This window comes from Candidatus Omnitrophota bacterium (assembly GCA_018894435.1).
Taxonomy (GTDB): Bacteria; Omnitrophota; Gorgyraeia; order JAHIPI01; family JAHIPI01; genus JAHIPI01.
Genome location: JAHIPI010000038.1, coordinates 1 through 13,542, shown reverse-complemented (window position 1 = coordinate 13,542; position 13,542 = coordinate 1). Strand labels below are relative to the sequence as shown.

Genomic DNA, 13,542 nt, shown 5'->3' with positions numbered 1-13,542 from the left:
TCCCGAGCGTAGCGAGGGATTACCTTATCCCAATCTGTCGATTTTGTTAAACAAAGTACTTATAGACTCTTCCCTGTGTATCCTGTTTATAGCCTCTGCCAGAAGCGGCGCTATAGACAACGCCTCTATTTTCGATAAGCTCTTCTCTTTCGTGATAGGTATTGTGTTCGTGACCAATAATCTTTTAAGCTGCGATTTACTAAGGCGCTCTATCGCCGGGCCTGAAAGAATAGGATGCGTTACCGCCGCATAAATATCCTTTGCGCCGTTTTTCTTTAACGCCTCTACCGCTTCCACCAGCGAACCCGCTGTAGCGGCTATGTCGTCTACTATAAGGGCGTTCTTGTCTTTTACATCGCCCATTATAAACATAACTTCTGTCTTTTCGTCGTTGACCCGCCTTTTGTCCACAACCGCCAGGTCCGCCTTCAATTTTTTGGCATATGCCCTGGCCATCTTTACGCCGCCGACGTCGGGAGAGACCACAACGAGGTTCTTCAGCTTGTTCTTCGTAAAATAATCGGTAAATACGTTTATGGCAAAGAGGTGGTCAAGCGGTATATCAAAAAATCCCTGTATCTGTCCGGCGTGCAGGTCTATAGTCAATACCCTGTTGGACCCCGCAGCCGTCAGAAGGTTTGCGACAAGTTTCGCGGTAATAGGCACTCTTGGCTGGTCTTTTCTGTCCTGCCTTGCGTATCCGAAATAAGGTATGACCGCTGTTATCCTGTATGCGGATGCCCTCTTAACGGCATCTATGAGTATCAATAATTCCATAAGATTATCGTTTACCGGGGGGCATATGGATTGGATTATAAAGACATCCTTTCCCCGGACATCTTCGTTTATCTTGACTTTTATTTCCCCTTCGGAAAATATTCCTACCCTAGCGTTGCCTAACGGCATTTCGAGTTTTTTGCATATCTCGTTGGTCAGCGCTCTATTGGAATTTCCTGTAAATACAAGCATCTGGTCTCTTTTCATGGTAACTCCCGTGTTAAGGTTAGCGTCTCTTTAGGGGCCGCGCCGGTATGCCTACAAACACACCTTTGTCCGGTACCGACGTATTCTTTGTAAGTACGCTTCCCGCGCCGGTAACGGCCTTCTTTCCTACCACTACAGGCGCTACGAATATCGTACCGCTTCCTATGAAGGCGCCATCTTTTATTATAGTCTTCTGTTTTGTCTTTCCGTCGTAATTCGCGGTAATTGTACCGGCGCCTATGTTTACATTTTTACCTATAATTGCGTCTCCTACATATGTGTGGTGCTTTATTGTGGTGCCGAGGCCTATATCGCACCTCACGAGCTCCACAAAATTTCCTATCTCGACATTATCCGCCAAAACCGTGCCCTTCCTGAGCCGCGCAAAAGGGCCTACTACGCAACCCGAGCCTATGGTAACGCCCTCTTCTATTATAGTAAAAGGCTTAATTACAGTGTCCTGGCCCATCTTGCAGTTTATGTCGATATAAGTATTCTGGGGGTCTATTATGCTTACCCCTTCCGTCATAAACTTTTCGATCGCCCTTAAGTTCAATATCCTCTCAGCCTTGGCAAGCTCCTCTTTGGAATTTATGCCGTAGGCCTCATCCTCGCCCGATGCATTTACGGATCCTATTTTAAGGTTCCGCTTTCTGAAAACGGATATTATGTCCGTCAGGTAATATTCGCCTTTTTTGTTGTCGTTCTTCACTTCCTTTAAAAAATCGAAAAGCTGCTGCGCCTTAAAACAGTAGACGCCTACGTTCACTTCTTCTATCGCCTTATCGTATAGGGACGCCTCTTTTTCCTCTACTATGCGCGCTATATTATCATTATCGTCGCGCAGCACCCTGCCGTAGCCGGTAGGATCTTTCATCTTTGCCGTCAGAAAAGTGCAGAAAGCGTTGTTCTTTTTGTGCGCCTCTACAAGTTCGTAGATGGTCGATTGCCTCACCAACGGCACATCGGCGTATAATATAACTATATCCCCTTTAAATTTTGAAAGTGCGCTGCGTGCGCTCATTACGGCATCTGCCGAACCCAAAAGGCTCTTCTGTTTTACCACTTTGGCATCGCCGCAAAACTTGGCCACCTCTTCGCTCTTATATCCGGTAATGGTTATTAGCGGCTTAAACGAAAATGGTTTCACCAGTTCGAGCGCGCGCTCTATCATGGTCTTGCCGGCTATCTTGTGAAGGACTTTCGCGAGCGGCGATTTCATCCTTGTGCCGCGGCCGGCTGCCAGTATTATGCACGCCGTATCTTTCATTACGCTATTCTCTTCTGGGCCGCCTTTACCAAAACAGGCTTGGCCCTTTGACATATGGTCTCTTTTTTAATGATGCATTCGGATACATCCGTATAAGACGGCAGTTCGTACATCGTATCCAGCATTATCTCCTCTACGATAGAGCGGAGCGACCTCGCGCCCATGCCTTTCCGGATTGCCTCTTGGGCGATCTCGTCGAGCGAACCTTTTTCAAACGTCAGTTTTACATTTTCCATCTCGAATAATTTTTTATACTGCTCCAGTAAGGCGTTTTTGGGTTTTAAAAGTATGTCTATCATGTCTTTTTTAGCCAAAGGATGCAGCGTGCTTATTATCGGGAAGCGCCCCACAAATTCAGGTATCATGCCGAATCTGATCAGATCTGACGGCTCCACCTTCGATAATATCCTGTCTATATCCTCTCGCGCGGGCAGGGCTTGCTTTGCGCCGAAACCTATCGCCCTATTGGATACCCTGCGCTCTATTATCTTATCTATATTGGTAAACGTCCCCCCGCATATAAAAAGGATATTGGTGGTATCTACCTGTATGTATTCCTGATGAGGATGCTTTCTGCCTCCGGCGGGCGGAACATTTGCTATACTGCCTTCCAGCATCTTAAGAAGCGCCTGCTGGACACCTTCGCCGCCGACGTCGCGTGTTATTGAAACATTTTCGTGTGTTTTTCCTATTTTATCTATCTCATCAATGTAGATGATGCCGAGTTCGGCCTTAGCCACATCGAAATTAGCTGCCTGTAGGAGGCGGAGAATTACGTTTTCCACATCTTCGCCTACATATCCCGCCTGCGTAAGAGAGGTGGCGTCGCTTATCGCAAACGGCACGTCCAGTATCCTGGCAAGGGTCCTCGCTAAAAGGGTCTTTCCCGAACCGGTAGAGCCTATCAAGAGGACATTAGATTTCTCAAATTCCAATTCCCCGCCGGATTTTTGGTTAGCCAGTATCCTTTTGTAATGATTATAGACGCTGACCGAAAGCTGTCTTTTGGCGCGTTCCTGGCTTATTACAAAGGCATCGAGCTTTTCCTTTATGTCCTTAGGCTTCGGAAGCTCCTTTATGGGGATGATCTTTTCCGGCTTCTTCTTTTCGGGTACCTTTTCGTCCTTCGTGAGCACTTTATTGCAAAGACGGACGCAGGTCTCACAAATAAGCGCGGATTCGCCCCTCAAAAATCTCTGGACTTCCTTACTTGTCTTGCCGCAAAACGCACATTTTTCCATATTTTGCCTTACCTTCTAATCTGACAATTCTAACCAGGTTAGATTACCAATTAGTGGCCCCTCCGCGCCTACGATGCTCCTGTTCGTCGCATTGTTTTACGGCGCTCGCCTCAGCCGGATGGCTTCGGCATTTCCTCGGACATTTCGTCCTCGGTCACAGGACCAAATTTTGCTTCGCAAAATTTGGTTGCCCAGCTAGGACGATTTTCGAACCACAGAACGGCAGGAAGTAGTCCTGCTTGTGAAGCTCTACAAGCGCCGCGAGAAGGGCATTTTACTATCCCTAGGCGAACCTTTCCCCGAAGAAAACACCCCAAAACCACGTTCCAGAGTCACCGAAGCCTTAGCCTGCCTTAGATAGACACCTTAACCATGCTCTTTTAGAGGGATTGGAGATGCCTCAGGGTGATTTAGGACCTGTGCGGGATAAGTCTCGCCTTCAAAACGCTACAAGAGTATATGCCAATCCTCCCTCTTAGTCAAGCCAAAAGTTATGTCAATTAATACTCCGGAAAAGAACCTGTATCTTCCAGGTACTGCCGATATGCTTCATATTCTCTGATACCGCCGATAAGCTCGCGGCCATACTCAGTATTACCAAAAGCTGCCACTGCCTTCACGTTGGCTACCCCGTAAGCTTTCCTTCCTCTTTAAGGATCTCCTTTAATACTGAGACGATTTCTTGATTTAAGCCTTCTTTCTGAGACTCAAGTTCTTCTATGGCCTCTTTCTCGGAAAACTTTTTCTTCTTCTTGCGATAAGACCTCTCCGAGGTCAGGGCGTCATATACATCGACTATCGCTAGTATCTGAGCCTCACGCGGAATATCACCCCCCTTTAACCCCCTGGGATAGCCTGAACCGTCCAGGCGTTCGTGGTGAGCCTCGACAGCAGAACGCATCCTCCTGAAATACGTACATAGATCGAGTATTTCTGCGCTGATTACCGGATGCACCTCCATAATCTTTCTTTCCTCATAGGTTAGATCGCCTTCCTTTCTCAAGATATCCGCGGGCACTCCTATCTTTCCTATGTCGTGAAGGACCGCTTCCTGCGTGAGAAGCCGTACGTCTCTTTCAGGCATCTTTAGTTTCCTTGCGATTTTTTCCGTATACTCTCCGCAGCGCACAACATGTCCCCCTGTGTATAGGTCTTTTTTTTCTATGCGCTTTATAAAGGTGTGGAATACCTCTTTATATATTCTATCTTTCTCTTTTTCGCTGATAACCTCGCGATGCAGGAAATTTATTTTTTCTTCAATTAATTTTTTGGCGTATTCTCTGCTGCTAAAGCCTATTTTTCTGAACGAGATTGATTTTTCTCTTGCGATATAGGTCTCGATCCCGGGGCCGTCAACTTCGATATTAAAACGGCATATCTCATTCGGTTGCATCTCTTCGGCCCTTTCCGAAGCCGCCTCCGCGCTTTCCCTGAGGCCTTCGCCTCTTTTTGGGAATGATTCAGCATCTACGCTGGATATGCCGATGGCTATGGTCGGCTTAAGGTGTTCTTTGGTTATTTTAAAATCTATCTCCTTTATATTGTGAAGGAGACTGTCGGCTATTGTATTGGCTTGAGCCACATCTAGATAAGGCAGGCATATCTCAAACATATCCAAAGGAAAATCGCAAGCAAAGACCTTTCTTTTAAGGATTAATTTCACGAATCCTATAAATGAGTTTTCCTTCAGTTTCGTCTTTATCAACTCTACTATTTTCTCATAAACCATCTCGCTTCTTCTGAAACTTAAATCTTTCTTTATCCACTCGAGATTGGTTATCCTGATTGCAATTAGAGAGCAGGCATGTTTGAACTTTACCGCGTGGCTTGCGGCGTAGTCGACCTCAGAAAAGAAATGTGTCTCTGAGCAGAACCCCGTCTCAGGATTTATTGTGGCGTTTCTTACAGAGTCAGTATACCTTATAAAGAACACAAGAACCTTGTATGCTATCTCAACCAATAGTAATACCGGCAACAATCTCAGGATATCGAAGGCCCGCCATATAATATCGGCATTCATGAATAAATAAGACGAAAGAAGAGGAGCTGTTGCATACACGAATATAAGTACGAAGAAACCCGTCAAGAAGTGCTTACGAAACGCCAAAAAGCACAATAAAAATAATAACGCGGTAAGAAGAAATGCTAACTTGGAATTCATCTCTCTTATATAATTCCCTGTAATTATAGAATTGGCTATATTCGCAATTACCGCGCCTCCGCGCATGTCGCCTATCGGTGTCCTGAGCATATCCCTAGACACGTTGCCCGTTCTGCTTAAAAGCACAAGTTTGTCCTTAAATAAACCCTTCGGCGTTTTTTCTTCCAGGACTTCCCATACGGGAATCGTCGTTACATCTTCCGATTTGCTCAAATAGTTTATGACAAGATAGCCGTTCTCATCTGCGGGGAGAACTACGCGTTTATCTTTTGACTCAAAGATAAAATTCTGCCAAGTCTTTTTATATGTATCATAGGGGATACCAAGATACTGCAAAGCCATCTTTATCTCGAATGAAATCTCCTTGAGTTTTTTAACGTTATGAACCAGAAGAGATGATATCCTAACCCGCCTTGCTACATAGTCAATGTCCCCCATTGTGCCGGCTACGCCGTAGTCTCGAGAGGCCTTGGCAAAAGTTTCATTAGGCCCGAGATAAAACATTTCCTTGCCGTAGGCAGATGCGAGTATAACATTGCCGCATTTTTTGATGGCATCAGCGAGTTTCATGTCGACCTCAGGACCACCGCGTCCTTCTCCATATAGAGCGATATCGATAGCGATTACCTTAGGGTTATCCTCTTTCACCTTATCAAGAAAATCAGCATAAATGTCTCTTCCCCAGGGGAAATCTGTTCCAACATGTCTTATGGACTCCTCGCTGAGCGTTACAAAAACGATGTCTTTGGGATGCAGTTTATCCTTGTCGGAGGTTTGATTATATTGGTATCTTTCGTTAAAGAGATCGTCGGATGAGCTAAGGCGGTACTCCTTTATGCGGGGAGAAGATAGGGTGGTAAGAACATATACACTTAGGATAACAATGCTCGCCGCTCCAAGAAATAACGGCGCTTTGGCTTCAAGAAAGGTAGCTATATCATCAAGGTCAATTTTTATTTTTTCCCTCCTGACACGCATAATACAATATCCCCTTATAATATGATTATAAGGGGATATGGCTTAAATCGCAAGGAAAATTTACCGGCCCTATTCTATTGGGAAGCCCTCATTTATTAGAGGCGGCGGGCACCATATATTTGCGTAAGGATATGTTACCTTGATAAGGCGGTTATTGGTGTCGTCTGTTAATTCGAATTCAAGATCAAGAATTGTCCTGTTGAGGCCCGGGACCAAGGCCCATGGCAAATAATATGTATCGGATAAAATCTCCTGGCTCCCTGCCGTAAGAGATGATACTGCGGGAAACACCTCAATGGGTGCACCGGGTGTATTTATTTCACCTTCATGCTGGTAGTATGCCTGAGTTGCTGTAAGGTTGATATTTTCGATATCGCTCGCGTAATTACCGGCGGTATTGGTATTGTTTGTCAGATTGACGTCGTAATACATGCTTGTGCCGATATAATATGCGGGGTAAAGGCCTTCTTCGCGATAAAGATAGTTCAGGTATTCAACCTCAGGATTTAGCGGCCATTTTTCTGCCATGCAGTCAATTGAACCGTCTTTCGGCGTCGGAGGCAGCGGATCTGTCTCAGCGGCCCAGATTTTACCCTTTCCCTGATAAACAGGATCGTAGGGCTCACTCGTTAACTGCTGGGCCGAATGTTTCATTACTTCCCAAAGATAGCCGTTATTAACTTCAAATGGTTTACCTTCATTGAAATCTATGGGTTCTGGGCTTCCCGTTCGCCTGGCATATTGGAGCTGGAGGGCGAGCAAAGCGGAAACATGCGGAGTCGCGAAAGATGTGCCCCAAGCCCACCAAGCACGGTTATCAGCTCCTACTGTGTATAAATTATCCTCTGGAGTAATTATATCGCCATCGCCCCCGGGGGCAACAATATCCACGCTACCATTTGAAAAAGTTGCGACGGTTTGGTCAATTGTATGCGCTCCTACAGAAATAACATTTTCAAATGCTGCTGGATACCAGCAATCAGAAACACCATCGTTGCCGGAGGCTGCAACAAGCAAAATGCCTGCATTATAAGCATTGTTGCAAATAGTTTCAAATGCCTGTTGTAGTCCCCCCAAGCTATAAGTACCTAAACTCATGGAAATGATATCCGCCTTGTGAGCAGAATCTGTTGCCCATTCTATGGCCGCCATAACATCAGTTGCAAGAGGGTGACCAGCATCATCATCGGTCATCCGAAGCGAATAATAGCTTGCGTTATAGGCGACGCCGACTACTTTAATTGCACCTTCGCCTACGGCGAGAGAAGCAACCTCTGTCCCATGGTCTTCTCTTATCTTCGGGGTAGGCATGTTAGGCATTGGATCATCATCGTCATAGACAAAATCATATCCGCCTAAATAGTGGTCATTCAAATTTTCAAGAGTATAGTTTATTCCCGTATCAATTATCGCTATCTTTATGCCTGTGCCGTCAAGATTATAGTTATCCCACGCAGCTTTCGAATTCAGCCCTGCCTCTAAATTGTTCCACCGGACAGTTACAGTTCCTGTGTATGAAAGGGCTACCATTTCGTCTACTTTTACCCGCCATTCGCTTGCGAGTTGGACATGGTTCTCTTTTGCGGCAGTCAGCTTTGAACGGTACTCACTAAGTATGCGTCTGAATTCTGCGTAATATTCTCTTAAAAGTTCATTATGTTTGCTCAGGAGAGAGCGGTATACAGATGAATTTGTCCGGCCGATACGCCTGTAAGTACGTAAAAGGTTATTATAAAGAAGGATAGTCCGCCTTTTTGAAAGAAGCCCCCTAAGCGAATCCAAATATTCCCTGCGTGCCTGCCTTATCGCATCATGATACTCTTTCCTTATACTTGCGAGGTACTCTTTTTTGAAGCGGTTGAACAATGCAAGCTCGTCGGGATCGCGTTCTCTACCTCCCTCAGGAAACTCCATCACCACATCAGGAGCCACATCCTTTACAGATTCTTCCTGCTTTAACAGATCTATATTTTCTTGGGGGATTTCGCATACAAGGGCTTTTATGGTTGAGAATACGCGGATTAAGATGCCGCCGTATTTATCTACCAAGGAAGGATCAACCGCATCCTTAAATGTAACAACAACTCTTTCTTTTCCCTGTAATTGGAGTTCTTGAAGATATGCTTCTGTAGAAGAGATTTGATTATCGGAATGCGCTACAACCGGAAGAAATAGGCATAATACGAATAAGTAAACTACCCCCTTTTTCATTTCCCTTTACCTCCCTTAAATACCTCTACTTATAGTATATCATATTTTAAGAGAATGTAGAGTCAAAAATACAAAACCGCATATTTTTTAGATATGCGGTTTGGGCTGTGGGTAGTGAGATATTTTATGTTTACTCTGCAGGTATATCTCCACCAGGGCCATAATCCAACGGCGGTAAGAAACGAGTAGCATCTTCTGCTCGTACAGCTTCTACTTTTCCATCTGCAGAAGCTATTAGGTAAAGTCCCGGATAAGTCGTAGTATCCGCATCGGCAAGCGTTATAGTATCAGGGTCTGTTTTATCAGTTAGGGTCATAAAGAATGAAACATATTCGCACAGGCCCCCTTTTATGCTACCTGGCAAAAGAGATCTCGGCGATCCGGCCCATTTTTTATAAGATGGGTTTGAAGGCCCTGCGTCTTCACGCGTGTCATGCGAGCTGACAAATATATGCGCATCGCTAATATAGGAGGGCCAGAGGTCTGATGTTGTCGGCGCAAACTCGCCGTTATGGTCATCGGCATACAAGTAGTCAGCTATAATAAGCTGCCTCAAGTCATTCAGATCTTCTATCCTCTTGGCCATCTGTCGCGCGGCCCCCGTGGCAGGGACTAGCAAGGCCGCAAGTACCCCTATTACCGATATCACAACAAGTAGTTCTATTAATGTGAAGGCTCGGTTTTTCGTTTTCATCTGAATCACCTCCCTAAATCTACTGTTTGGGGTCTACCAATATAGTATAATGTTTTTTTAGAGGTTGTCAAGAGACAAAATCTACCTTTTTCATATCTAATGTCAGACGAGTTATATAATGTACATAACATATTGTATAACAGTATGTTATAAAATAAACTGCAACTGCATAAAAGCCCTTATCTTGGCATTTATTATCTAAACTCTAAAAATTTGGGCTGAATTCAGTTCAGGACCGTTGAGTCCGCAGCATCTTATTCTCGACTTCCCAAATGCTTGCTTTATGAATCAGAATGGCAAGGTATAAGAGCAGGGAAAGCGCTATCAGGTCCCATGCAGACCACAAAAAATTCAACAGAAAGAGCGTAAATGATGCCGCTAATGAAGCGCAAATTGTGCCGATAAGCACGATAAACCCTTCAACCATGCTGCGTCTATAGAAAAGAAAGGTCAAAAGGAATCCAAGAATAACTAATGCCAATGCCTCTATTCTATTCGAGTATTCACGAAACATATAGAAATGAACAAAGGTATTCATCTGGTTTGCCATGATGATAGGGCCGGGTATTCTACCTATCGGAGTCAAGTGGAAATCGTTATAACCTTTTGCCGTCATTCCTACAAGCGCTATCTTCCCTTTGAGCAAAGCAGGGTCGAGATTCTCTTCCATAGCTTTCCATATGGGGATTGTCGGGATCATCTTCTCGTCATAGAGAAAATTTATGTAGGTCATCTTCTCCTCATTAAGAGGCAGGCCTATTATATATTCCTTTGACATAAATAATATCGTGTTCGTCTTCGGGTCATAATAATGAATGTTAAAAGGCATGTCCTTATAAGCCAATGCCGCCTGCAGCGCAAGAGGCAGTACTCTGCCAACGCCTTCCTTAAGATAGCCGGATGGATAATATACCCTTATGACATTATCGATTGTGGCGGCTGGGGTAATATCGACCCTTCCATAGCCAAGCGAGGCGTTCATTATATCTTCATCGAATTGCCGGCCCGGCGTACCCATTCCTGACGAATCCCAAACCACAAAGACATTTCCGGCTTTTTTAATGGCTTCTATCAGCTCAGGCCTTCCTTCATAATTCCCGTAGTTAAAAAATCCTATGTCAAGGACGATCACTTTGGGCTGGCATTCTGAAATGCGCGTTATAAGCCGCGCCAAAAACCGCGGATCATAGCTGGTATACTGGTTATCGTTAATTTTTGACACGCTTTCCTCATCGCTGGCTATTAAAACGACGGCGCTTTCTTTGGGGTAGCCTTTCCTGAAGCGCTCATTATATAAGAGCCTTGCTTTGAAAAAAGCATCCTGCAATTTAAATTTGGGATATATCAGAGGCTGAATAGCAAAGGTGCCGGGGGATACCTGCAGATGGATATAAAGCGTCGTAATAACCAGTACCAGAAGCACCGAAAACACCGGACGTTTTAATAGATATAGCGGATCTTTTTCCATGAAATCCGTACCCTCAAATTAATGTTCATCCCATCTCGAAGGTTCCATGGGCTTATCATATAAATCAAATGGGGTGACATTTCCGCTCATAGCGGATATTATGGTTACTTCTTTATTCTGGTGCCTTGGCGCAAGGTCTTCCCAGTTCTCCCATATTATTTCTTCTCTTTTGTGACCGGGGTGTGTTGCATCGCTTTCGATATACAGAACATACTGCCAGGCATAGCCATCTTTCATGTCCTCTTTATTGAAGGATTTAGGGGTAATGTCGCAGGCTGTGTAGGATGACTTGTCTATACCTAAACCTTTCCGCTTGTCTTTGGGGCATATAAAAACGTTTTTATTTTTGACATAAGGGCCAAGTTCCCAGACATCAGGGGTGCGACCACCGTGATCTTCTCCGTATCTCATAGCTGCGGCGGCAAGTTCTCTTTGATTATTAACGCAGATATTCTGTTTTGGGCTTTCCCAGAGTCCTGGTGCGGTAACTATTAAAACTAACATAACAATTATTGCTAGAATTATGATTAAATTGGCGTACCTCATCCAGCCCTCCTCTGATTGTATTCTTGTACTTTTCTAATACATATTATAATACCATACAACCTCTGGATTTACAAGACTGAGCGGAAAATTGACGATGAGCCGGCACGAGAATTTTATGGAAGTGAATAGTCTTTGCCATCGCAGGCGAGGTTTTATAAAAGTGGCTTTATCTTATTTTCGAACTGCCCTTTGCTCCTTGAGCCGATGATCTTTTCGACGATATTACCTTTTTTATCTATAATAAACGTGGTCGGTATGCTGCTAATGGGGCCATAGGCATTTGAGGTAGAGCCGTCATCTATCAATACCGGATAATTTATCCTGTGCTCCGTGGCAAACTTCTTCACGATGTTGATGTCGCCCTTATCTACGGAAACGCCTATGATTGCGAATCTTTCCTTGTCAGTAGTGTTAACCATTTCTATGAAATCCGGTATCTCTTCCCTGCACGGCGGGCACCATGTGGCGAAAAAGTTAAGAATAATCACCTTGTTAATGTAATCGGATAGCCCTACTGTCTTGCCTTTAATGTCCTGAAGCGAAAAATCGGGTGCTTTTTTTAAAGCATTGTCCTGTGCCATTGAGCATTCTGCAAACAATATCAACCCCATCAGCAAAATAAATATTACACTTCTCTTAATCATAGGATTTTCTTTCAAGAGCCCATTGCGGAATGGGGTACACAAAAATCCCAAGCGGAAGAGGCTGGGATTTTTATTATATTCTTAAACGTCTGCGGAAACGAAAATTTATTGTTTCTTTAAAAATGGCTCTATATTTTGTATCCGTTTTTCCACAGGGTCGTATTCTTTATAAATTCTATCATAATATGGATCACTTTTGGCGGCTTTCCATTCTGTTATGGCTTTATCATATAGCCCTTTGTCTGCGTATATATCACCTAATCTAAAGTGCGGTTCAGAAGTATATGGCGCTAATTTTTCAATAGCATCTTTGCATTCATCAATGGCTTTCTCTACCTCACCTTGTTTCAGAAAAATATCACATAATTTCATATAGGGTAATTCAACTCGAGAATTTATTTCTTTACCCTTAACATACCATGTAATGGCCTCTTCATAATTACTGTCTTCGTTATGAATATCCCCTATGTTAATATAAGTTATCCAATATAGTGGATCAGTTTCAATAGCTTTTTTAAACCATAAAATCGCATTATTGTGGTCGCCTATTCCTTTATATGTTAATCCTATCATATCGCATGTTGATGGGTTATCAACTAAGTCAGATGATTTCATGAATAAATCCAATGCTTGCGGATATTCTTTTTTATTAAAATGAACTAATCCCTCTTTGTAATATTTTTTTGATAAATCAAGATTTTTTTCTGAACAACCTACTAAAGAAATAAGACTAATAAGAATTAAATTTGATAAAATTAATCTTGGTAAGTAATAACTATTCTTGAATCCAATCATACGTACCTCTATTAGGATCGGGCACCATCATCTCCACCAAGAAAAATGTGCATCCCATAAACAGCCGCCCTCGGTTCTCAAATATTCTGCGCTACTATGAAATTCATGGCCCCGTGAGACTGTCTCACTTTTATTTTTTTCGAAATTGAGTTATTATGGATTTTTTACAAAGATAGTATATGATTGGCAAGAAAATAATGATATTTGTACACTGTTCCAAAAGATGTATCATTTTCAATTTCGAAACATCGCTAATGGCATAATTTATTAATGCAATTACGCTTCCGCCAAGTTTTATAGATAAAATAACTAGCAATAGCATGCGCGCCCAATTTTTTAACAACATTATGCCTACAAAAGAGATAAATAAAAGTAAAATATAGGAAAAAATTACTACGTTTTTTGTGATCGAAAACAGTTGTTTATACATTGTGTTGTAGGATATTAGGCTTATTAGTAATATCATCGAAACTACTATACCAAATGAGCCTAATATTTTTATTCCTATTGGTGCTTTTTGTTTTATATCGTACATTTCCCTTCCCATTTT

Annotated in this window: 11 protein-coding genes; all 11 read right to left on the bottom strand. The window is 43.3% G+C overall.

All coding sequences use genetic code 11. The features are described from left to right. Positions 1–24 precede the first annotated feature (24 nt). Positions 25–984 carry a ribose-phosphate pyrophosphokinase gene (locus KKI13_02730; protein MBU4487967.1) on the bottom strand — a complete coding sequence of 320 codons (960 nt, stop codon included), beginning with the start codon at positions 982–984 and terminating at the stop codon, positions 25–27. 19 nt (positions 985–1,003) lie between these two features. Next, positions 1,004–2,308, bottom strand: a complete 1,305-nt coding sequence (locus KKI13_02725; GenBank protein ID MBU4487966.1) for an NTP transferase domain-containing protein — start codon at positions 2,306–2,308, stop codon at positions 1,004–1,006. Continuing rightward, positions 2,254–3,495 (bottom strand): ATP-dependent Clp protease ATP-binding subunit ClpX, encoded by a 1,242-nt coding sequence (clpX, locus tag KKI13_02720; protein ID MBU4487965.1) that lies wholly within the window; start codon positions 3,493–3,495, stop codon positions 2,254–2,256. The genes KKI13_02725 and clpX overlap by 55 nt, the downstream gene beginning before the upstream one ends. A 625-nt stretch (positions 3,496–4,120) precedes the next feature. Continuing rightward, positions 4,121–6,634, bottom strand: a complete 2,514-nt coding sequence (locus KKI13_02715; protein MBU4487964.1) for a CHASE2 domain-containing protein — start codon at positions 6,632–6,634, stop codon at positions 4,121–4,123. Positions 6,635–6,703: 69 nt separating this feature from the next. Further along, positions 6,704–8,845: a S8 family serine peptidase gene (locus KKI13_02710; GenBank protein ID MBU4487963.1), complete on the bottom strand. Its 2,142-nt coding sequence runs from the start codon at positions 8,843–8,845 to the stop codon at positions 6,704–6,706. A 130-nt stretch (positions 8,846–8,975) separates the two neighbouring features. Beyond that, entirely contained in the window at positions 8,976–9,539 is a 564-nt protein-coding gene (locus tag KKI13_02705; protein MBU4487962.1) for a type II secretion system GspH family protein, read from the bottom strand. 229 nt (positions 9,540–9,768) lie between these two features. After that, a complete protein-coding gene (locus KKI13_02700; protein ID MBU4487961.1) occupies positions 9,769–11,007 on the bottom strand; it encodes a CHASE2 domain-containing protein in 1,239 nt (412 codons plus the stop codon). An 18-nt stretch (positions 11,008–11,025) separates the two neighbouring features. Next, entirely contained in the window at positions 11,026–11,553 is a 528-nt protein-coding gene (locus tag KKI13_02695) for a hypothetical protein (GenBank protein ID MBU4487960.1), read from the bottom strand. A 152-nt stretch (positions 11,554–11,705) separates the two neighbouring features. After that, the gene (locus tag KKI13_02690) at positions 11,706–12,197 is read right to left on the bottom strand and encodes a TlpA family protein disulfide reductase (protein MBU4487959.1); all 492 of its coding nucleotides are present in this window, start codon (positions 12,195–12,197) and stop codon (positions 11,706–11,708) included. A gap of 105 nt (positions 12,198–12,302) precedes the next feature. Continuing rightward, positions 12,303–12,992 carry a tetratricopeptide repeat protein gene (locus KKI13_02685; GenBank protein MBU4487958.1) on the bottom strand — a complete coding sequence of 230 codons (690 nt, stop codon included), beginning with the start codon at positions 12,990–12,992 and terminating at the stop codon, positions 12,303–12,305. Positions 12,993–13,122: 130 nt separating this feature from the next. Further along, positions 13,123–13,542, bottom strand: a 420-nt coding sequence (locus tag KKI13_02680) for a hypothetical protein (GenBank protein ID MBU4487957.1), incomplete at its 5' end; no start/stop codon positions are given.

Excerpts from the sequence above, each read along its gene's own strand:
- clpX (MBU4487965.1), bottom strand. The coding sequence starts at position 3,495 with ATGGAAAAATGTGCGTTTTGCGGCAAGACAAGTAAGGAAGTCCAGAGA.
- KKI13_02715 (MBU4487964.1), bottom strand. The coding sequence starts at position 6,634 with ATGCGTGTCAGGAGGGAAAAAATAAAAATTGACCTTGATGATATAGCT.
- KKI13_02705 (MBU4487962.1), bottom strand. The coding sequence starts at position 9,539 with ATGAAAACGAAAAACCGAGCCTTCACATTAATAGAACTACTTGTTGTG.
- KKI13_02700 (MBU4487961.1), bottom strand. The coding sequence starts at position 11,007 with ATGGAAAAAGATCCGCTATATCTATTAAAACGTCCGGTGTTTTCGGTG.
- KKI13_02685 (MBU4487958.1), bottom strand. The coding sequence starts at position 12,992 with ATGATTGGATTCAAGAATAGTTATTACTTACCAAGATTAATTTTATCA.
- KKI13_02690 (MBU4487959.1), bottom strand. The coding sequence starts at position 12,197 with ATGATTAAGAGAAGTGTAATATTTATTTTGCTGATGGGGTTGATATTG.
- KKI13_02725 (MBU4487966.1), bottom strand. The coding sequence starts at position 2,308 with ATGTCAAAGGGCCAAGCCTGTTTTGGTAAAGGCGGCCCAGAAGAGAAT.
- KKI13_02695 (MBU4487960.1), bottom strand. The coding sequence starts at position 11,553 with ATGAGGTACGCCAATTTAATCATAATTCTAGCAATAATTGTTATGTTA.
- KKI13_02730 (MBU4487967.1), bottom strand. The coding sequence starts at position 984 with ATGAAAAGAGACCAGATGCTTGTATTTACAGGAAATTCCAATAGAGCG.
- KKI13_02710 (MBU4487963.1), bottom strand. The coding sequence starts at position 8,845 with ATGAAAAAGGGGGTAGTTTACTTATTCGTATTATGCCTATTTCTTCCG.